This window comes from Leptospira wolbachii serovar Codice str. CDC (assembly GCF_000332515.2).
GTDB lineage: Bacteria > Spirochaetota > Leptospiria > Leptospirales > Leptospiraceae > Leptospira_A > Leptospira_A wolbachii.
Map to the genome: position 1 here is coordinate 100,332 of NZ_AOGZ02000014.1, position 25,657 is coordinate 125,988.

30 protein-coding genes are annotated in these 25,657 nt (G+C 39.8%); 1 reads left to right on the top strand and 29 read right to left on the bottom strand.

Annotated features, from left to right (window positions below; genetic code table 11):
• The 25 genes from LEP1GSC195_RS05960 to rfaE1 form a co-directional block, all read right to left on the bottom strand.
• The gene (locus LEP1GSC195_RS05960) at positions 1–261 is read right to left on the bottom strand and encodes an EscU/YscU/HrcU family type III secretion system export apparatus switch protein (RefSeq protein ID WP_015682349.1); all 261 of its coding nucleotides are present in this window, start codon (positions 259–261) and stop codon (positions 1–3) included.
• Entirely contained in the window at positions 258–911 is a 654-nt protein-coding gene (locus LEP1GSC195_RS05965) for a hypothetical protein (protein WP_040506481.1), read from the bottom strand. Before LEP1GSC195_RS05965 ends, LEP1GSC195_RS05960 begins: the two co-directional genes overlap by 4 nt.
• On the bottom strand, positions 892–1,572 hold the full coding sequence (locus LEP1GSC195_RS05970; RefSeq protein WP_332248642.1) for a ribonuclease HII: 681 nt from the start codon (positions 1,570–1,572) through the stop codon (positions 892–894). Before LEP1GSC195_RS05970 ends, LEP1GSC195_RS05965 begins: the two co-directional genes overlap by 20 nt.
• Complete coding sequence (rplS, locus tag LEP1GSC195_RS05975; RefSeq protein ID WP_040506957.1) at positions 1,569–2,012, bottom strand: 50S ribosomal protein L19; 444 nt, start codon at positions 2,010–2,012, stop codon at positions 1,569–1,571. The genes LEP1GSC195_RS05970 and rplS overlap by 4 nt, the downstream gene beginning before the upstream one ends.
• A gap of 8 nt (positions 2,013–2,020) precedes the next feature.
• Positions 2,021–2,674, bottom strand: a complete 654-nt coding sequence (trmD, locus tag LEP1GSC195_RS05980; protein WP_015682763.1) for a tRNA (guanosine(37)-N1)-methyltransferase TrmD — start codon at positions 2,672–2,674, stop codon at positions 2,021–2,023.
• On the bottom strand, positions 2,664–3,200 hold the full coding sequence (gene rimM / locus LEP1GSC195_RS05985) for a ribosome maturation factor RimM (RefSeq protein ID WP_232227713.1): 537 nt from the start codon (positions 3,198–3,200) through the stop codon (positions 2,664–2,666). The genes trmD and rimM overlap by 11 nt, the downstream gene beginning before the upstream one ends.
• Positions 3,190–3,420: a KH domain-containing protein gene (locus tag LEP1GSC195_RS05990; protein ID WP_002974362.1), complete on the bottom strand. Its 231-nt coding sequence runs from the start codon at positions 3,418–3,420 to the stop codon at positions 3,190–3,192. The genes rimM and LEP1GSC195_RS05990 overlap by 11 nt, the downstream gene beginning before the upstream one ends.
• A gap of 7 nt (positions 3,421–3,427) precedes the next feature.
• Positions 3,428–3,685 (bottom strand): 30S ribosomal protein S16, encoded by a 258-nt coding sequence (gene rpsP, locus LEP1GSC195_RS05995; protein ID WP_015682264.1) that lies wholly within the window; start codon positions 3,683–3,685, stop codon positions 3,428–3,430.
• 47 nt (positions 3,686–3,732) lie between these two features.
• A complete protein-coding gene (rpe, locus tag LEP1GSC195_RS06000; protein WP_015681816.1) occupies positions 3,733–4,395 on the bottom strand; it encodes a ribulose-phosphate 3-epimerase in 663 nt (220 codons plus the stop codon).
• 1 nt (position 4,396) lies between these two features.
• Complete coding sequence (locus LEP1GSC195_RS06005; RefSeq protein WP_015682114.1) at positions 4,397–5,416, bottom strand: PASTA domain-containing protein; 1,020 nt, start codon at positions 5,414–5,416, stop codon at positions 4,397–4,399.
• Positions 5,413–6,381 carry a methionyl-tRNA formyltransferase gene (fmt, locus tag LEP1GSC195_RS06010; protein WP_015680538.1) on the bottom strand — a complete coding sequence of 323 codons (969 nt, stop codon included), beginning with the start codon at positions 6,379–6,381 and terminating at the stop codon, positions 5,413–5,415. Before fmt ends, LEP1GSC195_RS06005 begins: the two co-directional genes overlap by 4 nt.
• A gap of 14 nt (positions 6,382–6,395) precedes the next feature.
• Positions 6,396–8,348, bottom strand: coding sequence for a replication restart helicase PriA (gene priA, locus LEP1GSC195_RS06015; protein WP_015682803.1), 1,953 nt, complete (start codon positions 8,346–8,348; stop codon positions 6,396–6,398).
• Positions 8,348–9,166, bottom strand: a complete 819-nt coding sequence (locus LEP1GSC195_RS06020; protein ID WP_015682138.1) for a hypothetical protein — start codon at positions 9,164–9,166, stop codon at positions 8,348–8,350. Before LEP1GSC195_RS06020 ends, priA begins: the two co-directional genes overlap by 1 nt.
• A 1-nt stretch (position 9,167) precedes the next feature.
• On the bottom strand, positions 9,168–10,520 hold the full coding sequence (locus LEP1GSC195_RS06025; RefSeq protein WP_015681483.1) for a sigma-54-dependent transcriptional regulator: 1,353 nt from the start codon (positions 10,518–10,520) through the stop codon (positions 9,168–9,170).
• Complete coding sequence (locus tag LEP1GSC195_RS06030) at positions 10,520–12,343, bottom strand: LIC_11548 family sensor histidine kinase (protein ID WP_015682109.1); 1,824 nt, start codon at positions 12,341–12,343, stop codon at positions 10,520–10,522. The genes LEP1GSC195_RS06025 and LEP1GSC195_RS06030 overlap by 1 nt, the downstream gene beginning before the upstream one ends.
• The gene (locus LEP1GSC195_RS06035) at positions 12,333–12,608 is read right to left on the bottom strand and encodes an HPr family phosphocarrier protein (protein ID WP_040506487.1); all 276 of its coding nucleotides are present in this window, start codon (positions 12,606–12,608) and stop codon (positions 12,333–12,335) included. Before LEP1GSC195_RS06035 ends, LEP1GSC195_RS06030 begins: the two co-directional genes overlap by 11 nt.
• A complete protein-coding gene (gene hprK, locus LEP1GSC195_RS06040; protein ID WP_015680797.1) occupies positions 12,583–13,551 on the bottom strand; it encodes an HPr(Ser) kinase/phosphatase in 969 nt (322 codons plus the stop codon). The genes LEP1GSC195_RS06035 and hprK overlap by 26 nt, the downstream gene beginning before the upstream one ends.
• A gap of 4 nt (positions 13,552–13,555) precedes the next feature.
• Positions 13,556–14,977, bottom strand: coding sequence for an RNA polymerase factor sigma-54 (gene rpoN / locus LEP1GSC195_RS06045; protein ID WP_015680605.1), 1,422 nt, complete (start codon positions 14,975–14,977; stop codon positions 13,556–13,558).
• Positions 14,978–15,685, bottom strand: coding sequence for an LPS export ABC transporter ATP-binding protein (gene lptB / locus LEP1GSC195_RS06050; protein WP_039927115.1), 708 nt, complete (start codon positions 15,683–15,685; stop codon positions 14,978–14,980).
• A 55-nt stretch (positions 15,686–15,740) separates the two neighbouring features.
• The gene (locus LEP1GSC195_RS06055) at positions 15,741–17,078 is read right to left on the bottom strand and encodes an LptA/OstA family protein (protein ID WP_015682092.1); all 1,338 of its coding nucleotides are present in this window, start codon (positions 17,076–17,078) and stop codon (positions 15,741–15,743) included.
• Complete coding sequence (lptC, locus tag LEP1GSC195_RS06060; protein ID WP_015681602.1) at positions 17,075–17,620, bottom strand: LPS export ABC transporter periplasmic protein LptC; 546 nt, start codon at positions 17,618–17,620, stop codon at positions 17,075–17,077. Before lptC ends, LEP1GSC195_RS06055 begins: the two co-directional genes overlap by 4 nt.
• Positions 17,621–17,627: 7 nt before the next feature.
• Positions 17,628–18,473: a 3-deoxy-8-phosphooctulonate synthase gene (gene kdsA, locus LEP1GSC195_RS06065; protein ID WP_015680787.1), complete on the bottom strand. Its 846-nt coding sequence runs from the start codon at positions 18,471–18,473 to the stop codon at positions 17,628–17,630.
• A 1-nt stretch (position 18,474) separates the two neighbouring features.
• The gene (locus LEP1GSC195_RS06070) at positions 18,475–20,097 is read right to left on the bottom strand and encodes a CTP synthase (RefSeq protein ID WP_040506489.1); all 1,623 of its coding nucleotides are present in this window, start codon (positions 20,095–20,097) and stop codon (positions 18,475–18,477) included.
• Between the two features lie 63 nt (positions 20,098–20,160).
• Positions 20,161–20,649 carry a D-glycero-beta-D-manno-heptose 1-phosphate adenylyltransferase gene (gene rfaE2, locus LEP1GSC195_RS06075; RefSeq protein ID WP_015681983.1) on the bottom strand — a complete coding sequence of 163 codons (489 nt, stop codon included), beginning with the start codon at positions 20,647–20,649 and terminating at the stop codon, positions 20,161–20,163.
• The gene (rfaE1, locus tag LEP1GSC195_RS06080) at positions 20,646–21,662 is read right to left on the bottom strand and encodes a D-glycero-beta-D-manno-heptose-7-phosphate kinase (protein ID WP_015680896.1); all 1,017 of its coding nucleotides are present in this window, start codon (positions 21,660–21,662) and stop codon (positions 20,646–20,648) included. Before rfaE1 ends, rfaE2 begins: the two co-directional genes overlap by 4 nt.
• A gap of 114 nt (positions 21,663–21,776) precedes the next feature.
• Between rfaE1 and LEP1GSC195_RS06085 the strand changes: the two genes are divergently transcribed.
• Positions 21,777–22,328: an LON peptidase substrate-binding domain-containing protein gene (locus tag LEP1GSC195_RS06085; RefSeq protein WP_232227714.1), complete on the top strand. Its 552-nt coding sequence runs from the start codon at positions 21,777–21,779 to the stop codon at positions 22,326–22,328.
• Here the strand turns inward: LEP1GSC195_RS06085 and LEP1GSC195_RS06090 are convergent.
• The 4 genes from LEP1GSC195_RS06090 to LEP1GSC195_RS06100 all read right to left on the bottom strand — a co-directional run bounded on the left by LEP1GSC195_RS06090 (position 22,312) and on the right by LEP1GSC195_RS06100 (position 25,656).
• Positions 22,312–22,983: an LIC11631 family protein gene (locus LEP1GSC195_RS06090; protein ID WP_015682149.1), complete on the bottom strand. Its 672-nt coding sequence runs from the start codon at positions 22,981–22,983 to the stop codon at positions 22,312–22,314. The two genes, LEP1GSC195_RS06085 and LEP1GSC195_RS06090, sit on opposite strands and share 17 nt — an antisense overlap.
• Positions 22,984–23,065: 82 nt before the next feature.
• Positions 23,066–23,356, bottom strand: coding sequence for a hypothetical protein (locus LEP1GSC195_RS20255; protein WP_408605926.1), 291 nt, complete (start codon positions 23,354–23,356; stop codon positions 23,066–23,068).
• Positions 23,335–24,999 carry an AMP-dependent synthetase/ligase gene (locus LEP1GSC195_RS06095; protein ID WP_015680742.1) on the bottom strand — a complete coding sequence of 555 codons (1,665 nt, stop codon included), beginning with the start codon at positions 24,997–24,999 and terminating at the stop codon, positions 23,335–23,337. Before LEP1GSC195_RS06095 ends, LEP1GSC195_RS20255 begins: the two co-directional genes overlap by 22 nt.
• A 135-nt stretch (positions 25,000–25,134) precedes the next feature.
• Positions 25,135–25,656: a TlpA family protein disulfide reductase gene (locus LEP1GSC195_RS06100; RefSeq protein WP_015681454.1), complete on the bottom strand. Its 522-nt coding sequence runs from the start codon at positions 25,654–25,656 to the stop codon at positions 25,135–25,137.
• Between the last annotated feature and the right edge of the window lies 1 nt (position 25,657).

The following is a 25,657-nucleotide window of genomic DNA, read 5'->3' on the forward strand; positions in this document are numbered from 1 at the left end:
TCAATTGTTTTTCTTTTGTCTCTCTAAAACAAGAATTCGAAACACTGCTGCCACGACTTCATACAATTCTCTCGGAATTTCTTTCCCATTAGGGAGATGATCTAAGGTTTGCACCATCACTTCATCACGAATGACAAGAACTCCTGATTCCTTTGCCACACGAATGAGAGTCTCTGCGAGTCGACCCTCAGCCTTGGCGACAAGTTTCGGTGCCGAATGGATCTTCGGATCATAAGCAAGGGCTGCCATTTTTTGTTTCATCTATAATCTCCGTTAAAGGTACTTTCCGACCAAGTTTCGATTTGCACAGCTTGGATTTGGGGAAACTCCCGAATGAGGGCAAACAATTGTTTTGAGAATTCTTCTCCTTGTATCGACTGTTCCGTGGTGATCTCAACTAGTATAGGTTTGTCTTTTTCTGGATCATAATGGAATTGGATTCCCATTGCTCCCGTATCCTTAGAATCCCAAAACACATAAAGAACCAAACCTTTGTTCTTCGGTTCCACTACCATTTGTAAGGACTTTTCTTTGTCGGGATGGATGTAAGAAAAAAGATCAGAAAAGCCAGTTTCTCCCAAAAGATAGTTCCAGATGGGTTTGAGATCCGCAACTTCCATCGTTTTGGAATTCGATTGGTGGTTTGTCCAAGAAACCCAACGGGAAAGTGTCTTCGGTTTAGAAAGACTGATCTGAATCTCTTGGTTCTCCAGGAATGAGGGAGTTTTCGCATGGGAACTCCGGAATAGATTTTTGGTTTTGCCAAGTCCCAAATTCTGGACTTCAAAAGTGGTAAGATTCGTTAGTTTGGTTTGTAAAAACAGATTTCCCCGATTCTTTGTAGTCGTTCCCCATTTTTCGAAGGAAGCCATTGGAGGAAGTTTACTAAGTTTAGAAAAGAGAGGGCTCACTCCCTCCAGATCGGAGAAATTTACAAAAACTCAACCTGTGGATGGGAGAAATTCCCAATTTTATGAGAGCTTCCCGGTGTTCTTCGGTTCCATATCCCTTGTGGTTGGCAAACCCATATCCTGGATATTTTGTATCCATCTTTTCCATATATTCATCACGGTAAGTTTTGGCAAGAATGGAAGCCGCAGAAATGGAAGGAATCAAATCATCTCCTTTCGGAAGCGAGAGATAACCTTCTATGGGTTTAGAAATTTTTAGTTTGTAGTTCCCATCGGCTAATAGAAATAGCTTTTTTTCGGATGAATGGAAATGCCTAGGCAAAGATCGATTCATTCCATAAAAGATTGCTTGGTTGATATTAAAACGATCAATGAAAGAGGCACTGACAAACGTTACACGAGCGTAGGAAACATATTTTAAGATTTCCTTTCGGAGTTCTAATCGTTTGGGTTCTGGAATTTTTTTGGAATCGCGGAGACCTTTAAGAATTTCTCCGTTTCGAATTTTCTCTAAGGTAATGAGAGAAAAGGAGACACAACCAATGGAGACGGGGCCAGCAAGCGTACCACGACCTGCTTCATCGAGTGAATAACAGGTCAGGTAGGGAATTTGGAATTCAGGAAAGAACGGCCGCGTAACGACCGCTTCAAGAGAGATTATGCGCTAGGTGCTTCTGCTTCCGCAGCTTTCGCTTGTGCAAGAGCGGCTTTAGAAGCCTCGTCCTGTCTCTTTTTATCTTTTGCAACGATCGCTTGACCGCCTTTTCTTTCTTTGATACGTCCCGCTTTTCCTTTTTTATCACGCAGATAGAAAAGTTTTGCACGACGAACAGATCCTTTACGAACGAGTTCAATTCTTGCAATACGTGGGCTATGAAGTGGGAAAATTCTCTCCACTCCGATATCATAGGAAACTCGTCTTACAGTAAACGTTTTGCTTTGTGATTTATTCGCAATAGAGATCACAACACCTTCGTAAACCTGAACCCGTTCTTTACCAGATTCAACGATTTTGTAGTGAACTTTTACTGTATCACCAATTTCGAAATTAAGTTCGTTCTTTGCTTCGCCTGCGAGTGCTGTTTCTAGAATCTGATTCATGGCTTCCTCTAAGAATGATTTCTTGTTTTGCGGTTTTTTTGCCGCCATTTCCGGATCTCTTCATGATGGCCACCTAGGAGCACATCTGGAACAGTCCAACCCATAAAATCATAGGGTTTTGTATACTGAGGGTATTCTAATTCTTCTGTTTCGTTGTGCGACTCTTCGAGAAGGCTTTCTTCTTTTCCTAAAAATCCCGGAACAAACCGAGAAAGGCAATCCGCAACAACGAGAGCAGCTAAATCCCCCGATGAAATAACATAGTTTCCAATGGCCACTTCCCTGTCAATTAAATGCTCTGTGACACGATGGTCGACCCCTTCGTAGTAGCCAGAAATAAAGGTCAAAGTCTCCGAGGACTCATAAATCTCCCGAGCGAGAGTCTGGTTGAAAAGCTCTCCCGAGGGACTCAGAAGAATGACCTTGCCTTTCTCCTCACCAAGAGATTCTAGAGCACGGTAAACAGGACCCACTTGCAAAAGCATGCCGGGACCACCGCCGTAGATGGTATCATCCACCTTTTGGTGTTTGTTGTCGGCAAAGTCTCGCAGTTGGATTGTGTTGATTTCGACAACCCCCTGTTTGACAGCCTTTCCCGGAATCCCAGTCTCAAAATAGGATGTGATTTTTTCTGGGAAAAGAGTGATGAAATTAAACTTCAAACCACTGCTCCCATTCGATGATTTCTAAGGTTTTGGATTCTAAATTCCAATCTCCCACAAACCGGTTTAGAAAAGGAATGAGCACTGTTTCCCCCTCACCGGACTTTGGTTTTAATTCCAAAATCGGATGGGCTGGGTTGTCGATCACTTGCGTGACAATATATTCAAGAGGAGTCTTGGATTCTTTAGAAATGGCCAGAAGTCCTACCAAATCCTCAGTATAGATTTCTCCTTCCTCTGGTTTGGGCAGATCTTCCCTTTTCCATAATAAAGAAAATCCTCGGTATTTGACAACCGTCTCCGGAGTGTCATACCCTTTCAATTTCAGAAGGAAATGGTTTCCGTTCTGTTTGATTTCTTCAATATGTATGATTGTTTGGTTTCCGCGTGGATCTTCTACAGTGCAGGATAACGGAGGTTTTACGTATTGAAGGGTGTCACCTTCTGTAAACAGTTTGATGAACCCTTTGATTCCATGTGAGGATCCAATGACCCCCACTTTCACTAAACTTGGTTTAGTCGACAATTTCTAAAGTATAGTTTTTACCTTGTTTGGTACCGGCGGCTTGTAACACAGTACGCAAAGATTTTGCAATCCTTCCGTTCTTTCCGATAACCTTCCCGAGGTCTTTTGCTGCTACCCGAAGTTCGATCACTGTTTCTTCCTCTCCGGGGACTTGGTTGACAGCCACTTGTTCTGGTTGGTCAACGAGAGATGTAACGATATAACGAACTAAGGATTCCATGTATCAATTAACCTTTGAACTTTGCCCAAACGTCATCTTTTTTCAAAAGTGCAAGAACTGTATCTGTCGGTTGCGCACCTTTCTTTAACCAAGAAATCGTTTTTTCTTCATTGAAAGTTGCTTTTTTCACAGACGAAGTAGATGGGTGGAAATGCCCAATTGCCTCAATGAACTTTCCGTCACGTGGAGCACGGATGTCAGCTACAACGATGCGATAGTGCGGGTCTGCTTTTGTTCCCGTTCTTTGTAATCTTAATTTAACCAAGGAAAAATACCCCTTTTATAGCGAGTTTTTTGAATCGGGACGATCTGTCAAGAGCGAGTTCTAGCACTAACAGCGAGTTCCTTTAATTTTTTACCCTGTGCATTCGGATCTCCCGTTTTATAGAGACCTGAACCCACAACAGTGATGTCCACGCCGAGTCTTGCGAGTTCTTCCATATTGGATTCATTCACCCCCCCATCTACCTCCAATTCAATATTGTAAGGTTTGGTGAGTTTACGAACTGCCGCAATCTTCTCAAAACCCGATTTCACAAAGGACTGTCCATAAAAACCGGGATCAACGGTCATGAGTAACACAAGATCTAAATAAGGAAGGATTTGCGAGATGGATTCTGGTGGTGTTTGCGGGTTCAGAGAAACTCCCACTTTGATTCCCGCTTTTCGGATCTCTTCAGCGAGTCTCACAGAGAAGTTCGTGGTTTCAATATGAAAGGTAATACAATACGGGTTTAGGTCAAAGTATTTGGGAACATGGAGTTCGGGATTACTTACCATGAGATGCACATCGAGTGGGATTTTGGTATGGGACTTAACTTCTTTAGTAAAAGCCTCTCCGAAGGAAATTTGTGGTACAAAGTTTCCGTCCATCACATCAATATGAATGAGATCGATACTATCCGATTTGTATGTGGGAAGCTCTTGCGAAAGTCCCGTTAGTTTTGCAGCAAGGATTGAGGCTGAAATTTTCATCTTAATAAGTTCCTTTGAGTTTCCAAACCTTTGCCACTCCAGATTCCTTTCCTGTGAGTGTTACTTTTACATTTCCCGCACGATGGATGAGAAAACGAACCGGTTCGTCCTCTTTTAAACTTTGGCTCGTTAGAATCTCTTTTTCGATTTCTGTATCTTCCCCTGGCTTCGTGTAACTCACTTTAGCCGAATAAAGATCATCATCGTCTACTTCATATTCGAGAAATTCATAATCTTGAACAAGAGACTCAGAAGGTTTCAGAAAGAAAGCACCAACCTCCGCACCCGTAGGTTTGATTTCAAAAGAAGAAACAAGGCCATGAGATTCACGAAACTCTGGTTTGGTGGTTTCTTTCAAACGATAGGGAATTTTTTTACGGAGCAAATAATCAATCACAAAGGGGACAGGAGTTCCCACAAACTTTGTGGAGTCTGTTGGTTCATTGACGGATTGGTTGGATTTTTTTTCAGGATTGGCTTCGGTTACGAGTAAATAGATTTTTTCACCGGAATGAGTTTCTTTTCCTGGAGCTGGAATTTGGTCAATGACTGTGTCTGCAGGTTCATCTCCAACAGCTGGCACATAAGTGATCCCACCAATTTGTAAAGGTACATAAACTTCCCCAGAAAGCACTTTTTCCAAAATCGCTTTGGCCCGCTTTAAGTCCTGACCTTTAACATCAGGAATGGCAACTCGATCAAATCCAATGTTGACAGTGAGATAAAGTTTAGATCCTGCTTCCACTTCCTTACCAGGATCAATGGATTGCGAAAGAATGATTCCATCTGTTTTTTCTGGAATTCTTTGTGTTTCCAAACGGACTTTGAGTTGGAGTCTTTGGAGTTCGTTATGAACCTCAATATAATTTTTACCAATCACATAAGGCATCATCACTTTTTGTTCTTCTTTGGTCCGAACTACGACCACAAGGAAGGCAGCTACAAAAAAAACAAGGAGTCCTAAACCGACAAATAGAACATAACCACTGTAAGGTAGAATTTTTAGAAACTTTTCTTTCACGTAAATGATTCTCCGGCTAAAACCCGTGCCCCATTGAAAAACTCAAATCCTTTCATGGGTTTTTTACCTTCGGGCTGTAAGGTGTCTATACCAAGCAGGTTTCCGTCTCCACAGAGGCAGAAAAGCCTTTTTTTCTGGTATAGGAAAAAGGAACCAGGGATGAGTCCTTCCGGTATAGGGATGGGTTCGTCCGACTCACCTGGCAGATAGGAGGAAACAAGGATGAGTTTTTTACCCCGAAACTCTGTTGTCGCCAAAGGATCGGGATAGAGGGCCCGGATGCGGTTGTGAATTCTTATCGCAGGTTCTGTCCAAATTACGGGCCTGTCGGCTCCTGTGATCTTTTTGCAATGCGTGGCATCCTTGGGATTTTGGGGACTTGATTTCCACCCGGATTCTGTGGATTCCAATTGTTTTAAGAGGCGGATGAGCTCAGTCGCCCCTTCCTGGGTAATCGATTCCAATAGAGAGGCTGTGGTTTCCAATGGTCCGACCTTCCAAGATTTCTGAGAGATGATGTCCCCCGAATCCACTTCTTTGGCTAAATATTGAATGGTGAATCCAGAACTCTCCTCCCCGCTAAGGAGAAAACTTTGGACAGGCGAAGCCCCACGGTATTTCGGTAATAGACTTCCATGGAGATTGATGCTACCAAACTTAGGGTCTTGAAATACAATATCTGGAACAATCGATCCATAGGCATAAACAATATGAACGGGCGACCCAAATGCCAAGATTTGTTTTTGGGCCTCTTCATCGGTTCTTAATTTGGGAGATTGGATGACAGGGATTCCTTTGGCCTCGGCTAATTCTTTTACAGGAGTGGGTGTGATGATTTGTTTTCGACCCACTGGTTTGTCAATGTTCGTAACAACAAAATCAACTTGGATTCCCGCATCGAGTAAGAGAGATAATAATTCTTTGGAGTGTTCGGGAGATCCAAAGTATCCAATTGAAAGTTTCATATTCTTTTTTCCTATTATACTAGTTCCAGAGGATCCAAATCGTATTCAATATAACATTTAGAATCGACTTTAAATTTTGATTTGGTATCTCGAAGGAGATTCCTTAAGGTAGTGATGGATTTAGATTTTAACAAAATATGATACCGATAGTTATTGTCAATTTTGTAAAAAGGGCATTGGCTTGGACCAAGAAGGATTACCGATTCATCGATATTTTCTTTTAAAGTTTCCGCGTACAAAACAGATTGTTTGTTTGCGATTTCTTCATATTTGGATCGAAAGACTAATCTCGCCAAACGAGAAAAAGGTGGATAGAACAAATCTCTTCTAAAAGTTAATTCCCATTCAAAAAAAGCAGGATAGTTTTGTTCCATAGCCATCTTAAGCACTGGATGTTCGGGGTCATTGGACTGAATCAGAACCTCGCCTCGTTTTTCTCCCCGCCCTGCCCTTCCCGCCACTTGAGAAATAAGAGAGTAGGTTCTTTCACTACTACGAAAGTCAGGAACTCCCAGACCATGGTTGGCATTGAGAATTCCCACAAGGGTTACATTCGCGTAATCCAAACCTTTCGCAATCATTTGGGTTCCAGTGAGGATATCTAAATTTCCTTCGCCTAACTTTTCTAATACGTCACGAGTGACCTCTTTGTTTTTGGAACTATCCTGGTCCAATCGTTCAATACGAGCTTTTGGAAAATGAGAAAGAAGATACTCTTCTAATTTTTGTGTTCCCGCCCCAAAAAGATCTAAGTCTTCTCCGTGAATGGCCTTTAAGTTTTGTAAGCTGGATTTATAACCACAGAGATGGCACCTGACCGTTTTATCCGAATGATAACAAAGAGTCGCTGTGCATTTGGGACAATGGATGAATTCCTTTGTGGTTGTAGAATAGATAAATGGATTGTACCCACGCCGGTTGAGAAGGATGATGGTTTGTTCTTCTTTCTTTAAGCGATCAGCAATTTTAAACTGCAGGTCACCGGACAGAAGGTCTGAGTCTTCTTTTTTATCCGTAATTTCTACAGAGGGGAGAGATGCTTGTGGATTGGCCCTTTCTTTCAGTTCTGAATACCCAATCTGACCGGCTTTGGCAAGATAATAAATCTCTACACTAGGAGTAGCAGAACCTAACAAGAGTTTTCCGCCAGTTTTTCCAATTCTTTGTAAAGCAACTTGCCGTACATGATACCGAGGAGAGCCGTGTTCTTTGTAAGAGGCATCATGTTCCTCATCTAAAATAATGAGAGAGACATCCGATAATGGAGCAAAGACGGCAGAACGAGTTCCGATACATATCCGTTTTTTTCCTTCCTTCAGATCCAAATAGTTTTGGAACTTTTCTGAGGTTCTTAGGTGCGAATGTAAAACGGCAACTTGTCCAGGAAAGATCCGTTCAATTCTTGCGATAGTCGGATAGGTTAATGAAATCTCAGGTACAAGAAAAATTACAGACCCTTTAGGTTTACGCAAAACTTCCGCCATGAGGTGCATATAAACTTCAGTTTTTCCGCTGCCAGTGATTCCATACAATAAATGGGTTTGCGCTTTCGAGGCGGATTTGATTTCTTCTAGAGCTTTAGTTTGAGATCCGTTTAACGGATGTAATAGTTCAGAATGAATTTGGACAGGAGTCCCATTCTGTTTTTTTCTTTTTTTCCCTTTAGGGACCATTAAAAACAAAGCCTCACCGAGTGATGACAAGTAAGTATCAGCCATCCACTGGGCCAGATCCAATTGTTCTTCCGTAAGCACCGGTTCCGAATCAATGGCCTTTAAAATAGATAAGGTTTCGTAATTGGGTTCATTTGAATGAATTTCTGTGACAACGCCCTCCCATTCCTTTCCATTGAGAGGGACAAGCACGCGAACTCCCCTTTCTAAGTTATCTATCCCTTGAGGAATTTCATAGGTCAGCGTTTTACTTTCCCAGGAAAGATTTAAAGCAACTTCCGCGTATTGGATCATTAGAGATAGGGTTTTAAAAGGGATAAGTGGGAGATAAAACTTTCTTCCAATTCTTGTTTCTCTTTTCCATATTGAAAGAGATTGGATTCCGAATCAGTTTTTTTTGCCTTTTCACCAAGAAATACAAGGGCTTCGGGAGATCGTGTAGTAACAATGGGAATGGAAAGACCTGATAAATCCCACTTAATTTCTTTTCCAAGAAGTTCCCTTGCCTTTTCTGCACCAAACAGAAGTTTGGCAGAAGATCCTAGAATCACAATCATTTTGATCCCGTATTCTTCTACTGTATCCTTTACATGGAATTTACAATTTTCTACTCGAGCCGACCAGTCCGTTTCTTTGGAATCCGTATGTGAAAATGTACAAGCAGGATATTCTTGATAAAAAAATTCTTCAAAGGAAAACCCAAACACCTTTTGAACAATTTCTCCCCAACTATTTTCCGTTAGTTTGTCTTTGAAAATTTGATTAGGTTTTGTTTTGGTAAAAGGTTTTTCTTTGGGATTTGTAGCACCTGTATAGTGAAGAATAAGGACCGGTCTTCGTCCTTTATGCAAGAATTGGCGCACTCCACTGAGTTTTCCTTGGCAAAAAGTGCAGGAAAAATTCACCAAATCTTTATTCTTTCTTTGGTTTTCTTTCTGTTGTTTCTTTTGAATTTCGATAGATTCAGGTACTTTCGATTTCCAAGGAAAAACAAAATCATTCGGATCCTGTTCTTCTTGAAATCGGTAAACAGAAACGGCCTTATTTTGAAGTAAAAATTTAGCTTCTGTTAGAATGTCTGTAAATCGTGTTAAAATTGATTTTTGATCCATACTAACCTTCGTTCAATTGTTCCACTGAAATATTTAAGGAACGTAATTTTCTATATAAATGTGTGCGTTCGATTCCTAAGGCTTTGGAAGTTCTAGTCACATTTCCTTCGCAGATTTGTAACGTTTTAATGATGTATTGACGTTCAAACTCTTCCTTCGCATGTTTCAAATCACCTCGGGCAACCATTTCATTGGCTTTTTTGAATCCATGTAACGCTTCCTTTACATCCTTTGCTCGGATAGTATCTCCTGGAACAAGAATACTCAGTCGTTCCAAAATATTTCCCAATTCTCTTACATTTCCTGGCCAAAAATGGGAAGAAAGTGCATCAAGTCCCTCCCTATCAATAGTTTTGGATGAAAGTTTGTTTTCGGTAATAGATTTTTTTAAATAATATTCTGCAAGCAAAGGAATGTCTTGGTTTCTATCTCGAAGAGGAGGTAGTTCCATAGGGATCACACTTAATGCATAATATAAATCTTCCCGAAACCTGCCTTCTCGAATAGCTTCTTCCACATTGGAATTGGTGGCAGCAATGATTCGGACATCCACAGACACCGCGTCCTTTCCACCTACTCGCTCTAATTTCTGTTCCAGTATGACTTTCAAAACTTTAGATTGAACAGCGAGGGTTAAATCACAAACTTCATCTAAAAATAAAGTCCCATTCTGTGCAGTTTCCCATCTTCCTATCTTAATTTCATTGGTATCACTTACACCAGAACTCTCCGAGCCAAATAACTCTTGTTCTAAGATATCTTCTGAATATTCTGCACAATTAAATTCAATATAAGGTTCATTTTTTCGTTTGGAATTTTGATGGATGGCCCTTGCTGTTAACTCTTTTCCTGTTCCATTTTCACCAAAAATAAAGACACGGGCATTGGTTTGTGCTGCTTGAAAGATGGCAAACTTAACTCTCTGGATGGAAGAAGATTCACCCAAAATTTCGTCCACTTCCAATTTGAATTCAGGAATTTCAGTATCCTTTGTTTTTTCTAAAGCTGACTCAATCGTTTGGATTACTTTCTCAATGGATAGTGGTTTTTCCAAAAAATCCACTGCACCTTTTTTTGTTGCATTGACGGCAAGTTCGATGGTTCCGTGACCCGAAATCATGACGATCGGCAGTCCCGGATAAAGTTTTTTGCATTCATCCAAAATGGTGAGTCCATCTTCTTTTCCCACCCAAACGTCTAATAAAACAAGCGATGGTCTTTCTTTCGACAAAGCCTTGAGTAATGCCTTCCCATTGGCAAAATCTTCCACCGAATAATCCTCATCCTCCAAAATCACTCGTAGGGACTTTCGAATTTCTGTCTCATCATCTAAAATATAAATTAATTTCTGCATTAGTGAATATCCAAAGGAAGTTCAATTCTAAATTTACACCCACCTAACTTAGAGTTTTCCACAGCAATGTGGCCATGATGGTCTATGACTGTTTTTTGAACTATAGCAAGGCCAATACCAGAACCATGTTTTTCCTTAGTTGAAAAATATGGTTCAAATATTTTTTCCCTCCATTCTGATTTTAGGCCAGGCCCAGAATCATCAATTTCAATCACGATAGATTTACGAAGGGCTTTCTTTTGTAATTTAGACATGATCCGAATCTTTTTTCTTTTGAGGCTTAGAATATCCATTTCTTCTTTTGAATTTTCAGATGTTTGGATTGCCTCAACTGCATTTTTGATTAAGTTGTTGATAACTCCCAAAAACAACCGTTTATCGAGAAAAACTTCGGGTAAATTTTCGGCGAGTTTCAATTCGAACTCAATGTCGGTGGTGTCTTTAAAAAGGGCAACAGCCTCTTCCAAAATTGGATTTAATTTTTGATTGATGAGAACTGGTACGGGCATTCGCGCAAATTCACTAAACTCTTTTACTAGGTGTTCCAGAACTCGTACTTGACCAATAATGGTTTCTGTAGCATCAAAGATGACCGATTCCAAATTCTCTGATTTAGGATTTTGAAACTTACGTTGGATTCGCTGAGCAGACAATTGAATCGGAGTTAGAGGGTTTTTGATTTCATGGGCCATACGTTGCGCCACTTCTTTCCAAGCGGCAATCCTTTGGGTATGCATCAATTCTTCCGATTTTGCATTCAAATCACTGACCATCTGATTGAAACTATCAATAAGGATTCCCATTTCCCCTTCTTCGGTTTTTTCCAAACGGATATCGGATTCCCCGAGTGATACTTTTTTAGTCGCATTCGCTAAGTTGATGATTGGCTTTGAAATTCTACGAGCAAATAGAAAGGAAAACAAAATTGCAATGAGAAACATTGCAAAAGAAAAAGTGGCAATGGTTATGCGGACACTAAAGGGAATTTTTTCTTTCCAGAGACTAACCTTTTCATAAGTGGAAGTCGCATTTACTATATTTTGAACATCGGCTTCCATACCTTGGTGAATTCTTTGCCCCACATAAACTTCCTTTCCTTGTTCCAAAAGAAATTTACATAGGATATAAGACCTGTCACTGAGATACAAACGACTTACAAAAATACCAGAACGTTTTGATTCTACAAAATCAAGCCCCTCGATGTTACGAAACAAACCTCTAGATTCAAAACGAAGTTTTTTGGATTCCACGAAGCCCAAATAGTATTCATTCTTTTCAAACAACCCATTTTCCACACCTTTCCGGAAAACAGTGTATCCGTCATTGTTTAAGCCAAATAACCTAGAGCGCAATATATTCACTTTTTCAATAAAGTCTGCTTCGGTTTCCTTTTCTTCATTTTCTACAATTAAATTTGCGGAACGAAGTGCATTGGAAATATCCACTCGGTAGAAACCTTCGATGAGTCTTCCTGTAAGATTAGAGGAAAGAATAAAAATAGGTAAAGATGGGACAAGAGCGACAAATAAAAAAGCAAGCGTTAGGCGATACCGAATAGAACTACGGATTTTTCCAGTTTCTCTGTTTCGACGATTTCGATAAACATAACTTAAAATTAGCGAAAGGATAAAAAAAGGAATAAGGATGAATAAATAAGTATCGAGTTTCGAGAAAAAGGATATATCCTCTTCTTGTCTAAAGAAAACAAGTTCAGAAAAACCAATGGAAACTCCTAATGTAAGAAAAAAGATAAAAATATCGCGTAAATAGTATCTGTTTTCATCAGATAACCGCGGAAGTATCTTTAAAAATCTAAGTCGCATTGGTTTCAAAATTTCGCGCAACCAAAACCTCTAAAGCAAGAAGTGCCTCCTCTTCTCGTTTCCCATCTGCCTTTACATAAAATATAGAACCTGGCCCCAATGCTAACATCATAAGGCCCATGATGGATTTTCCATTGACTTCTATGTCATCTTTAACTACAAAAATTTCACAAGGAAAACTTGCTGCTACCCTAACAAACAATGATGCAGGTCTTGCATGTAACCCACTGCTATCTTCTCTAATCTTTAATTGGATTTGTTTCAATGGAACTCTGCTGGATATATGTATTTAGTTTATTCGAAAATTCTTTTGCACTATTTTTCCCCATTTTACGTAAACGTTGGTTCATCGCTGCCGTTTCTACAATAATAGGGATATTCCTTCCTGGTTTTACTGGGATTTCGATGTAAGGAACGGACACCCCGAGTATTTCTTCCATACTTTGTTCGATACCGGTTCTTTCATATTCTCCAGATGTTTGTTCTTCCCATTCTTTTAAATTAATAATGAGTTCAATGAGTTTGTGATCTCGAACAGAACCAACACCAAACAAATCTTTGATGTTTAAAATACCAAGTCCCCGAATTTCCATATGGTGACGAAGCAAGTCAGAACAAGATCCAATCAAATAACTTTCACTTAGGCGACGAATCTCTACCATGTCATCGGCCACAAGCCTATGACCTCGTTCAATGAGTTCGAGTGCTGTTTCACTTTTACCAACACCAGATCGACCAGTCAGTAGAGTTCCAATTCCAAAAACTTCAATAAGAACACCATGACGCATAGTCCTCGGGGCCAAGGCTCTGTCCAGAATTTGTGAAATCAGAGTGATGAAACGATGGGTTGCAATTTCTGTTTTAAAAAGTGGTATCCCCTTTGCTTTGGCTCTTTCTACAAAAGGAATTTGTGGTTCATTGCCATGTGTGTAGATGATACAATTCAAATGAAACTCGAAGAATTTGTCAGTGATCTCATGTAATTTCTCTTCTGAGAGAGAATTGAGAAAGGCCCACTCGCCTTTACCTAAAATTTGAATGCGATCATTGGCAAAAAAATCAAAAAATCCAGTAAGGGAAAGGCCCGGGCGATTGATTTCTGCATTGTTGATCCGGTTGCTAAGACCAGCTTCTCCAGTAATCAAAATCAATTGAAGATCGTCATGATCTCTTAAAATCGTGTCAACAGTGATCCCAGGAACTGGCATTGGTTTACCCCTTTAGAGAACTGATCCGTTTCCTTTCATTAGAAGGAAGGATTCTTAAGACCTTTCTATACTTTGCGACAGTCCGACGGGCAATTTCAATTCCTTTTTTCTCCATAAGTTCAACGATGTCCTGGTCTGAGAGAGGATTGTTTTCATCTTCGTCTTTAACCAAATTACGAATGATTTCATGGATTTTTTTTGAACTTTCCTTTCCACCTTCTGTTGACTTAACTCCAGAGGAAAAAAACCATTTGAGTTCAAAAATGCCCCAAGTGGTTTGAATGTATTTATTTGTTGTTATACGAGAAATTGTAGATTCATGAAGATTTAATTTTTCAGCGACTTCCTTTAGTGTTAAAGGTTTGATATGTCCAATCCCTCCCCGAAAAAAATCCACTTGGAAATCAATGATACAACTCACAACTCGTTGTAAGGTTTGTCTTCGTTGTTGGATGGAACGAATGAGCCATTGTGCTGAACTATATTTAGTTTGGAAATATTCCTTCTCTTTAGGAGGGAGTTTATGATTTAATAACTCTCGGTATTCTTCTTGGATGGATAGTTTTGGCAACCATTCATCATTAATAAAAATATTAAACTCATTTCCTACTTCTTTAACAACAACATCTGCCACCACATAGTCCACCTTTCTTCCTTGGTAGGTAGTAGCAGGATAGGGTTCTAATTTTTTTATTAAACGTGCGAGTGTTAAGATTTCTTCTTCTGTAATTTTGAGGTTCTTCGCAATTTTTTTATAATCTACTTTTTCTAAGTCTGATAAAAATTCACCAATCAATTGGTGCAAAAGAGTATTATCAGGAAAAAGAATTTTTCCTTGGATTAGGAGCGTTTCCTGCATATCCTTGGCACCAATACCGATAGGATCCAATTCATTCACCACTTGCAAAACTCGCCTAACTTTTGCTTCTGGGTATCCCATTTCATTGGAAACAATACCTAAATCATCAGTGATAAATCCTTTATCATCGATCATACTGATGAGAACTTCACCAATTTCAAACTCCAACTTAGTGAGTTTGATCATTCGCAATTGGTTTAACAAATGTTCTTCTAAAGTTTCTCCTCGAGTGGATGATTCTATATATTTTTGATTTCTATCACTGGCCTCAGTATCATAAGACCTAGGGCCTTCTAATGAATAGGAATCTTGCCAATTGACATCGGTACTTTTTTCATGATTTAGTTTCTCTAATCGTTTTACTTCATCGATAGAGAAAAGTTCCGGCATTTTGGTTTTTTCGTCCAAACCCACTTCATCTAAAAGTGGGTTTTCCAGAAGTTCGTTTTGAATTTTATCAGAAAGCTCTAAAGTAGATAAAGACAAGAGTTCAATGGACTGACGTAAGTCCTGGGTCATCACTAATTTTTGCGTTTGGCGTTGTGAAAGTGAAGCCCCGAGTTTCATTTATAACTTAAAATCCTCTCCGAGATAAATTCGTCTGGTTTCTGGATCGTTAATCAAATCATCTGCGGTTCCAGAAATGAGAATCCGCCCACTGTACATGATATAGGCTCTGTCCGTAATCTTTAATGTTTCTCTTACATTGTGATCAGTGATCAAAATCCCAAGCCCTCTTTCCTTTAAGGATTGGATAACGTTCTGAATATCCTTAACGGCAATCGGATCCACACCGGCAAAAGGTTCATCCAAAAGGATAAAGTCTGGATTGGTCACAAGTGCCCTTGCAATTTCGCATCGCCGTCTCTCACCACCGGAAAGAGTATAACCTTTTTGGTTGGCAACACGCATGATTTGTAATTCCATAAGAAGTTCATCTCGGCGACGAATGATTTCGTCTCCAGGAAGATTCATGGTTTCTAAAATGGCTTCCAAGTTTTCCGCAACAGTGAGTTTACGAAAGATACTTGCTTCTTGGGCTAAATAACCCACTCCCATCCTTGCACGAATGTGCATGGGTGCTTTGGTTAGGTCTTCATTATCAATGAACACATGACCCTCATCAGGTGTCACAAACCCAACACTCATATAAAAACTGGTCGTTTTTCCGGCCCCGTTAGGACCAAGAAGACCTACAATTTCGCCTTTTTGGATATAAAAACTAACACCATCTACAACCTTACGTTTGTTATAGATTTTAACAAGATTCTCCATCCGAAACGTTTTTACATTCGGATCTATCTCCCGTTTAATTGTCTGAGTTTCTGTTTTATTTTTTTTCGCCATTCGGTATTACCTTAAGCCCATCAGTTAAGTAGGCTCTGTCCGATTTTGGAAAGAGAATGATCTTTCCTGCCGAAACTTTGGTGTTATCTTTTACAAGAGTCGGATTCCCTTCTAAAACCAATTCATCTCTTTTTTCATAATAAGTTGCAAACTCGCCCGTGGCCGTAGCCGTTTGGGTTTCCACTTGGACATCTCCGCGAGCCACGGTTTCAAAACGTTCATCAAATCTTTCCAAAAATACTGCTGTCAGTTGACCTCGTTCGCTCAGTTCTTTTTTGTCTAAAAAAACAATTCGTGGAGTCTCTGTTAGATAAGAATACCCTTTGTCTTTATCATAAGATAACAACCCACCTTCCATTCTATAGGCATTTTCACGATCCAAATAACTTACGTTACCTGTTGCTTTAATATCTTTATTATTGCGACGACTTTCTAGTAGATTGGCTTTGAACTCAGATGTCTTTCTATACATAAAGGCGTCCCCATTCATTGAAGTAATGGTATCTTTACCTTTGTTTTGGTGGGTCAATGTGTTTCCTGTAAACAAAGTCAGCACTCGTTCTTTGGTCGTAATATCTTTTTCTTTGTCTTTTTTGTTTTCGTAAGAAACTTGGTAGATCGTTGCATCTCCCTCTAGTTGGATACTTCCTTCTTTTACAAAGTATGTTAGTGTTTTACCAATCAAAAAACGATTTTCAGAAAATAAAAAAGGTTCGCCGGCAAGATCTATCCTATCATCTTTTTCCGAAAACACGGCATCCTCACCAAACACTTGAAACTCATCAGAGGTTACGACAACTTTACCAGCTAAACTAGTTTTTGCTTCCTCTAAATACCGAACGATTGATTGGCACTGAATTTTAACGACCTTCCCATCCTTCTTTTGCAAAAGAACTGGATTATTTTCTAAACTTACAGTTCCTGCCATTTTATTATAAATCCCTTTTGCCGCAGTTAAGGTAACCCCGTTTTGAAAGTCTTCTACTATAACCTGACCTTTCAAATTTCCCATGAGAGCATCTTCACCAATGATTTCAATTTCTCTGGCACTGAGTTTGATGGTTTTATGCATAATATAGGCACCACCGCCTAAAATAAACACCTTCATCGGGATTCCATTGATGGTTCTTTCCTGTTGGGTAAGGCTACTTCCCCCCCACATAACTGGAATTTTATCCTTGTTCTCTTTTTTCTTCTCTGGAGTAGGAAGAGAATCTTCTTTTTTTAAAAGATCCTCCGAACCATGTAACAATGGTATAGGTGAAGGATTTGCACTGAGGAAAGAGAGTGAAAAAACAAAAAATAGAATTTGTTTTTTCATGGTTTATCCTTCAGGGGATTACTTCCACCAATGGTCACGGCTTTCGGTTGGATGATGGTAAATTTATTCAAACTTTTATCAGCCCGAAGTCCTTTCCCACGAATGGTGGTTCCATCAGAATATACCAGAACGTCCTCCTCGGAGGAGAGGGTTTTTTCATCTAGATTATAAGTTAAGGATTCTGACTCGATATATTTACCATCATTAGTCTTTAGTCTGACTTTACCATTCAGAACTACTGTTTTTGTGGAGTGATTGATTTCTCCTCGTTCTCCCGTCATCGCAGAAGTCACATTTCCTTTATCCAATTGTTTAAATTCAAAACCATAAACAATAGTCTTGTTTTCTTTGGGAAATATATACGATTCTGCACCTTTCAATTTCCACTCCAATTCCCCAGATTCTTTATAAGACGAACGAGAAAAATTTCTCATTGAGATCATGGAACCCGATTCTTTTTCTACTTCAATGCGAAGGTATTCCTTATCTTTACAATTGACCATTGCCAAAAGAAAAAAAAGAACGAATATCCTTCGGATCATCAGTATATCAATCCTCTAAAAACTTTGTTTTTACCAAACGATCTAGCTCTAACAGTTGCGTTAACAGACCTTTGGCTTTTGCTAGAGGGAATTGTGTGGTGGCGTCAGATAGTGCCTTTTCTGGATCGGGATGTACTTCCATAAAAAGTCCCTCCACACCTACAGAAACTGCACCACGCATCATATGAGGGATAAATTCTCGAAGTCCGCCTGTGATATTACCAGCTGCTCCTGGAAGTTGTGCCGAATGCGTTCCATCAAAAACAATGGGGATTCCATGTTTATGCATCATAGGAATTCCTCGAAGATCAAATACTAGATTACCATAGCCGAAACTAGCACCACGTTCCGTAACCATGTATTTTTCCGATCCCGACTCTTGGATTTTTGTTTTGATATGACGAGTGTCATCGGGGGCCATAAACTGCCCTTTTTTTACATTCACCCATTTCCCCGTTTCTGCTGCTTTTGCAATTAGGTCTGTTTGGCGACTTAAGAAAGCAGGAATTTGAAAGATGTCTACAGTATCTTTCAGGGGATCCACTTGGATGGTTTCATGGATGTCTGTAAGTACGGGAACATTGTATTTGTTTTTGATAAAATCAAGAAGTTTCCTTCCTTCTTCCAAACCAGGACCACGATAAGAATTAATGGAGGAACGATTTGCTTTATCAAAAGAAGACTTAAAGATATAAACAATTCCTAAATCATCGCAAATCGCTTTCATCTCTCCACAAACTCGGTCGAGTAAATCTTTGTTTTCCATCACACATGGTCCGGAGATGAGAAAAAAGGGATTACGACCCCCGATTTTTTTACCGAAAAATTCTCTTTCTTCAATTAAATCGTACATCTTAATCCTCCGTTTTTTTAGCTAATTTGGATGCAGCTCTGATAAATCCTGCAAAAAGTGGATGAGGGTCCGTGGGTTTGGATTGAAATTCTGGATGGAATTGAACACCTACAAACCAAGGATGGTTAGGGACTTCTACTATCTCCGCCAAACTTCCATCAGGTGAAAACCCGGTGAGGTTCATTCCTTTTTTTTCAAAATCATCTTTGTAACGCAAAGTGAATTCAAATCTGTGTCTATGTCTTTCTGATATCCGTTCTGCTTTGTATTCGGAATAGGCAAGGCTTCCCTTTTTGACTACACAAGGGTAGGCACCAAGTCTCATCGTTCCACCCATACGTTCGATTTCCTTTTGTTCTTCGATCATGGAAATCACAGGATAATTTACGTTTGGTTTAAACTCAGTAGAATTAGCATCCTTGAAACCAAGAACATTTCTTGCAAATTCAATCACAGCACACTGCATCCCAAGACAAATTCCAAAGAATGGGATTTGTTTGGTTCTTGCAAACTGAATCGCTGCAATTTTTCCTTCTATCCCGCGCTCTCCAAATCCGCCGGGAACCAAAATTCCATGAACCCCTTTCAGATGTTCTTTTACGTTTTTAGGATCAATATCCTCTGGATTAATTTTGATTACGCTTACTTCTACATCGTTGGCAATCCCACCATGGGCCAAAGATTCATAAACAGAACGATAGGCATCTTGAAGTGAAATATATTTTCCAATTAACGCGACTTTTACGGTCTTTTTCGTACTACGAATTTTTTTGACCATAGTTTCCCACTGGGAAAAATTCAGTTTGCGAAGGTCCATTCCCAAAGCATTGAGAACCACTTCATCTAATTTATCTTCTCGATACATGAGTGGGATTTCATAGATGGAAGTTGTTATATCTACAGCGGAAATTACGTTTTGTTCCTTTACGTTACAAAAGAGGGAAATTTTATTTTTCATCTCTTTGGACATAGGTTTGTTGATTCGGCAAATTAAAATGTCTGGTTGGATTCCGAGGGCCAATAATTCTTTTACAGAATGTTGAGTGGGTTTCGTTTTGGCTTCCCCAGCCGCAGTGATCGTAGGGACAAGTGTTAAGTGTAAAAACAATACTTGGCTTGCCCCATGTTCGTATCGCATTTGGCGGATGGCTTCTAAAAAGGGAACAGACTCGATGTCTCCAACCGTCCCACCAATTTCAACAATCACAAAGTCAGTTTCCTGGTCACGTGTTAGGTTATAAATGCGACTTCGAATTTCATTGGTGATATGTGGTACAACCTGTACGGTCCTTCCTAAATAATCGCCTTTTCTTTCTCTTTCAATGACAGCATGGTAAATTTGACCAGTGGAGACCGAATTCTTTCGAGAAAATTTTGATTTGGTAAATCGTTCGTAGTACCCTAAGTCAAGATCGGTCTCTGCACCATCTTCCGTAACATATACTTCCCCGTGTTGGTACGGACTCATAGTACCTGGGTCAATGTTAATGTAGGGATCCATTTTTTGTAAAGAGACGCTATAACCTCTGGCTTCTAACAAACAGCCGAGAGCTGCCACGGTGACCCCTTTTCCTAAAGAAGAGGAAACTCCACCGGTAATAAAAATATATCTGGTCTTGGACAAAATGGACCTCAAAAAAGAATGTTTTTTACAGACTGGCGGGATTTGGGTCCAAAATCAATACGTTTAGGAAGGAGATTTGGCTTTTTCTAAAATCTTCGTTGTGGATTTTCCTAGAACAAAAGGTAAAATTTGAATATCCGCACCCATCTCTTTTAAAATCTGGTATTCCGGCAGGGTTTCGACTTGGTAGTCTCCACCTTTGGAATGGACAGATGGTTTCACTTTTTTTAGAATCTCTAAGGGTGTATCTTCTGTGAAGGCGGAAACAAAATCCACAGAGGATAGACCAGCAAGCACCAACATTCGATCTTCACAAGAATTGATGGGTCTCGATTCGCCCTTCAGTCGCCTAACGCTTGTATCCGAGTTGACACCAATCCATAACAAATCGCCCAAATCCCTTGCTTGGGCAAGGTAAGTCACATGTCCAGGATGTAAAATATCAAAACAACCATTGGTAAAAACAATGCGTTTCCCCTCTAAATCCTTTCTCTTGGATTCAATTTGGTCAAAGGAGATGATTTTAGAATGAAGGTTCGAATAAAAACTCATGATTCCACTTCTAAGTAACCTAAGGTCTGGAGTGCTTCTTCAATCTCCTTTTGTGTGACAGTCGCAGCACCTAACTTACCCACAACGATACCCGCACTGACATTGGAAATCAGAGCTGCATCGGCAATTGGCATTCCCGTAGCAACAAAGGCAGTGTAAGTAGTAATAACAGTGTCCCCGGCTCCCGTTACATCAAAAACTTCTTTGGCAACGGTAGGAATATGATAAAAGGAATTTGTTTTTCTTTCATAGATGGACATACCTTTTTCCCCTCGGGTGATCATCATAGCATCGGGGTTCAGTTTTTCCGATATTTCCCGGCAAGCGACTTCAATTTCAAGATCACTCATTAGTTTTCGTCCCAAAGCTTTTCCCGCTTCGTGATGGTTTGGAGTCATGATATGGATATTTTTGTATAAGAAAAAATGACTTACTTGCGGATCTACTGTCACAATTTTATTTTCTCGGTTACAAAGTGCGATGACAGATTGGATGAGTGAAGGGGTTAAATACCCTTTGTCATAGTCAGATAGAATGACTGCCGCACATTCTTTCAATTTACTTTCAAATTGAATTAGAATCTTTTTTTCCTCTTCTATGGTGAGGGGAACCACTTCTTCCCGATCCACTCGACAAACCTGTTGGTGAGAGGCGATGATTCTTGTTTTAAGAATGGTTGGTAAAGTTTTGGATTTTAATAAAACTAAATCTTCGGAAGTTACTGAATTTGCGAGTAAATGTCCTTCCAGAGAATCGCCGGCTTTATCTAAACCGATCCTTCCAAAAACCACTCCAGACACTCCGATCGAAGAAAGGTTCTGGACCACATTACCTGATCCACCTAAAGATTGTTTTTCATTTCGAACCCAAACAACAGGAACCGGTGCTTCGGGGGAAATCCGTTCTACTGAGCCAATCAAATACTCATCTAAAATCAAATCTCCGATCACAAGCACTTTGATTTTGCCTAAATCTTCAAAAGATTTACGAAGTGAAGTTTTCTTTATTTTCAACAAAGCCAGATCCTTGAATTGGTTTACAACTAAACAGAGAATCTAAAACCTTTCTCTGTGTCAACCTTCCCCTTACCTCTCTTTCCTCTACCAGATGTATTTCTGTTCCCGGGAATGTTTTTGCCACTTCATATCTTTGAACCAAGGTATCGGATGATGCTCGATTTCTGTATGGAAAACGGAGGGGAACTGGGAATGGCACCCTATCCTAAAAACTGGATTGGTCCGGGACTTCCCCCCATCCCAGAAGTGGTAGGTTATGGACATATCATTCAAAAAGAATCCTTATCCGATGGAAGGTCTAATATCATTTTAGAGGGAATCGGAACCGCAGAGATAGTTAGTTTAGATTCTACGGAGCCCTTTTATATCGCCCAAATGGTTCGACGGGAACATGAAAGAAATAAAAATGTATCGGAAAATTTAAAAGAAAAAATTGAAGAGTTACTGGTTCTCACCAAACGAATCTTACTTGCGGAAGGTGCCGAAGAAGAGCTTATATTAAAAATGAACCAAATTTTGGTTCACCCCTTTCCCGTTGATTTTATTGCATCTCTAATCTACTTCGATTTTAAAACCAAACAAACCATTTTGGAAACCACTCATTTAGAAACCAAAGCAGACCTTTTAAAAACAGTCTTACTCGGTCTTAATTTGAGTGAGTAGAAGGTTTTGTTTTTAACTCAGCCACCAAAAACAAAAATTCTGGTAAGTCCGTGGGAGTGTCACGAAAGAAAACACGTGGGTTAGCTTCTTTTGAATTCAAATACAAATAACTGGAATTTTCCTTTCTGATATAGGCCCTCTCCAAATAATGATTTGTTTGGGAATAATTTAAAAAATCCTTCATCAAATCACTGATGGCAACATCACCATCACTTTGTTTGTCGGTGGCAGCAAAAAAAACAGACGTGGTTTCCTTATCTTGTTTTTCCCAATGGAACTCGGTTGCCCAGTGGCCTTTGCCACCAAACTCTGAGATAGGTGAGCTAACATCAGAAACCAAGTTTGGAATAAAATCTTTGGATTCCCAAGCTACCCCTTTTCCCAAAAAATTCACTTTTGCGAGGTAGGTCTTCCAATGTTTGGACAAACCTTGCACTTGGAGTTTTGGTAAGGACAAAGTTTCCCGTAAAAATCCACGTAGAGTTAAAAATCCTAAGAAGCCTAAGTGCACCTGAGAAACTGATTGGAAGTCCCAGACTTCTTCTTGTTTCAAGTGCGATAAAAACAAGGAATCCATCGCATAAAAGTCTTGGTGTTGGTAGGGGTAAAAAACGCCTGTAGATGAGGAAACTAAAGAGCCGTCCGATCGATTCACATTAAGAGTATCGACTGGAGAAGAAAAACAGAAGAGTAAAAACCGCCCGCAAGATGCGGGCGATCTAGAAAATTAAACTCTCCTAATCAGCAGCATACAAAGTAGTGATTTTATCTTTGTATTTTTCTGTGATCAAGTGGCGTTTCATTTTGAACAGATTTGTCAATTCATCACCCACTTCAAACGGTTTGGTAATGAGGATAAACGGAGTTACTTGTTCAAAAGATTTAAATCCTGTTTTAGTATTGTTTAGGGCTTTGATTTCCTTTTTGTAGAAATCGAGAACCTTCGGGTGGTCTATGAGTTTCTGTTTGTCCGTCTCAGAAATCCCATTTTCTTTCGCCCATTCGGTCAATTTGTCGAAATCCGGCACAACAAGGGCACCCAAGTTCTTTGATCTTGCCCAATAACCATAACTTGTGCAATGAAAGGAGATTCCGTCAATTTGTCTTCGATAGGAACCGGTTCCACGTTTTCACCACCAAGAAGCACTACTGTGTCTTTCGCACGGCCAGTGATGGTCAGGGTTTTTTTGAAATTGAACATTCCAATATCTCCCGTATCCATCCAACCGTCTTTCAAAACTTTCGCAGTGGTTTCAGGATTTTTGTAGTATCCCTTCATCACTTGTGGTCCACGAATATGAATGACCCCACGAGCTCCGTATTTACCAGAAATGAGTTTTTGGTTGGCATCTATATGAGTGAGAACCTTTCCTAAATCATCTCGAATTTGTACGGAAGTTTCTGGAGTGATGAGACCCACTGATCCTTGGACTAATTTTTTGAAAGTCCTTACGGAAATCACCGGAGAAGTTTCCGTCATTCCATAACCTTCCAGTACGTTAATTCCAATATCATTGAAGAACGCATCTACGTGTCTTTGTAATGCTCCACCACCAGAAACAGAAGCTTTGAGCTCTCCTCCAGTAGCCTCTCTAATTTTAGAAAGTACGACCAAATCGAGTAGGAAGTAAGGAACCGCCAAAACAATCGCCACAGCCAAATAGTAAATCCCTTTGAAGAGAGAAACGATTGGGTTTCTTCCAACGTAGTCTACTTGGTTTCCCTTTAAAAACCTTGTGGCAGCATTGAAATGTTTCGAGAAAAAATAAGCCAAATTGAAAAGCCCCCGGCGGACCGCAGGAGTTTGTTTTGGATCATTGATTCTTGTATAAATTCCATTATAGATACTTTCCCAAAGTCTTGGAGCCGACGCCATAAACGTAGGTTTTGACTTTTTCATGTCATCACGAAGGTCTCGGACATTGGTGTAGTATGTAGCACAACCGGCAGCAATGGCTAGGTATTCAAATACTCTTTCAAAAACGTGCCAAACAGGAAGGATAGACAACATCCTTTCATCTTCTTTGATTTCGATCATATTACCTAGAATGACAGAAGTTTGGTGGATCATGTTGCTATGTTTCAACATCACACCTTTTGGCATTCCAGTGGTTCCTGAAGTATAGATGATTGTAAATAGATCATCAGGAGCAATGGCTTTCATTCGCTCTTCTGCTTTTTTAGAACCTTTGGCACGAAGTTCCTTACCTTTTTCAATCAGATCATATAGTTTTAGAACACCGGTTGCTGTGGATTTTTTATCCATTACGATGAGGGTCTTTGCAAATTCCAATTGAGAGCGATTCTTTTGAAATTTCTCGAGCATTTTGTCATTCTCAAGAAATACAACCTTCGCTTCGCAATGGTTTAGAATATAAGCGATTTCTGAATCGGTAATATCCGTTCCTCTCGGAACGTCTGCTGCACCGGCCATAAGAATTCCATAATCGGAAACAATCCATTCCAATCGGTTATCGGCAAGCAGGGCAACATTCTCTTTCGCAGAAACACCCAAATCAATGAGAGCTTCGGCTAAGTTGATACCAAGATCATATACTTCTTTAAAAGTGACGGGTTTATAGGACTTAGATTCGTCTTTACTAACGAACGCGGGGCGGTTCCCAAATTTTTCAGCACTCTGCTGGAAGAGTTCGGGCAAATTGGCTGGCATTATTCTGACTCCTTTCTCAAAAGAAAACGTAAAAAGGTATCTTTAAGGGACTTTTTTAAAGAACATGAGTCAAGACATTTTCAATCTTGTCATCGAATTCAATGGAAAATCAAAATGTTGTTTCGCATTGCACAATTATGGCAGTTCAGACGCAGCCCATACATGGGAGCGAATGACAAGCCCAGAAAGGTCAGATTCTACCAATCCATACTGACGATACACAATCTTACCCGACCGATCAAATACAAGTAGGCATGGAATTCCCTCTACGTGATAAAAATCTGTCATTTTCCAGTCTTTATCCAGTAAGGTGGGATAATTCATTTTCAATCGTTCCATATCTTTTTTGATTTTTTCTATCGGCTCTGTGGTATCAGTATTGATTCCGCGAAATACAAAATCTTTTTCAGAAACAGAAGCCTTCCATGCGTTGATGGTGGGAACTGCCTTGGCACAAGGTTCGCACCAAGTAGCCCAAAAATCCAATACAACTACTTTTCCTTTAAAAGAATCCAATGATTCAGTCTCTCCCCCTAAGGTCGGAAGAGGTGCGGGATAAAAATCACTGCTTGTCCCTTCTGGTTTACAAAAAAGAAGAGATAGGATTAAGATAAGATAAAAGCTGGATCTAAGGTTCAAAAAAGCCTGGGTCATCATA

What these genes read in the sequence shown, in the direction of transcription:
- LEP1GSC195_RS05990 (WP_002974362.1), bottom strand. Translation starts at nt 3,420, where the DNA reads ATGGAATCCTTAGTTCGTTATATCGTTACATCTCTCGTTGACCAACCA.
- LEP1GSC195_RS06030 (WP_015682109.1), bottom strand. Translation starts at nt 12,343, where the DNA reads ATGCGACTTAGATTTTTAAAGATACTTCCGCGGTTATCTGATGAAAAC.
- rfaE2 (WP_015681983.1), bottom strand. Translation starts at nt 20,649, where the DNA reads ATGAGTTTTTATTCGAACCTTCATTCTAAAATCATCTCCTTTGACCAA.
- rpoN (WP_015680605.1), bottom strand. Translation starts at nt 14,977, where the DNA reads ATGAAACTCGGGGCTTCACTTTCACAACGCCAAACGCAAAAATTAGTG.
- lptC (WP_015681602.1), bottom strand. Translation starts at nt 17,620, where the DNA reads ATGATCCGAAGGATATTCGTTCTTTTTTTTCTTTTGGCAATGGTCAAT.
- LEP1GSC195_RS05960 (WP_015682349.1), bottom strand. Translation starts at nt 261, where the DNA reads ATGAAACAAAAAATGGCAGCCCTTGCTTATGATCCGAAGATCCATTCG.
- rplS (WP_040506957.1), bottom strand. Translation starts at nt 2,012, where the DNA reads ATGAATCAGATTCTAGAAACAGCACTCGCAGGCGAAGCAAAGAACGAA.
- kdsA (WP_015680787.1), bottom strand. Translation starts at nt 18,473, where the DNA reads ATGTACGATTTAATTGAAGAAAGAGAATTTTTCGGTAAAAAAATCGGG.
- LEP1GSC195_RS06020 (WP_015682138.1), bottom strand. Translation starts at nt 9,166, where the DNA reads ATGGATCAAAAATCAATTTTAACACGATTTACAGACATTCTAACAGAA.
- LEP1GSC195_RS06085 (WP_232227714.1), top strand. Translation starts at nt 21,777, where the DNA reads ATGTTTTTGCCACTTCATATCTTTGAACCAAGGTATCGGATGATGCTC.
- rpe (WP_015681816.1), bottom strand. Translation starts at nt 4,395, where the DNA reads ATGAAAATTTCAGCCTCAATCCTTGCTGCAAAACTAACGGGACTTTCG.
- LEP1GSC195_RS06055 (WP_015682092.1), bottom strand. Translation starts at nt 17,078, where the DNA reads ATGAAAAAACAAATTCTATTTTTTGTTTTTTCACTCTCTTTCCTCAGT.
- LEP1GSC195_RS06100 (WP_015681454.1), bottom strand. Translation starts at nt 25,656, where the DNA reads ATGATGACCCAGGCTTTTTTGAACCTTAGATCCAGCTTTTATCTTATC.
- fmt (WP_015680538.1), bottom strand. Translation starts at nt 6,381, where the DNA reads ATGAAACTTTCAATTGGATACTTTGGATCTCCCGAACACTCCAAAGAA.
- priA (WP_015682803.1), bottom strand. Translation starts at nt 8,348, where the DNA reads ATGATCCAATACGCGGAAGTTGCTTTAAATCTTTCCTGGGAAAGTAAA.
- lptB (WP_039927115.1), bottom strand. Translation starts at nt 15,685, where the DNA reads ATGGAGAATCTTGTTAAAATCTATAACAAACGTAAGGTTGTAGATGGT.
- LEP1GSC195_RS06095 (WP_015680742.1), bottom strand. Translation starts at nt 24,999, where the DNA reads ATGCCAGCCAATTTGCCCGAACTCTTCCAGCAGAGTGCTGAAAAATTT.
- hprK (WP_015680797.1), bottom strand. Translation starts at nt 13,551, where the DNA reads ATGCCAGTTCCTGGGATCACTGTTGACACGATTTTAAGAGATCATGAC.
- LEP1GSC195_RS06025 (WP_015681483.1), bottom strand. Translation starts at nt 10,520, where the DNA reads ATGCAGAAATTAATTTATATTTTAGATGATGAGACAGAAATTCGAAAG.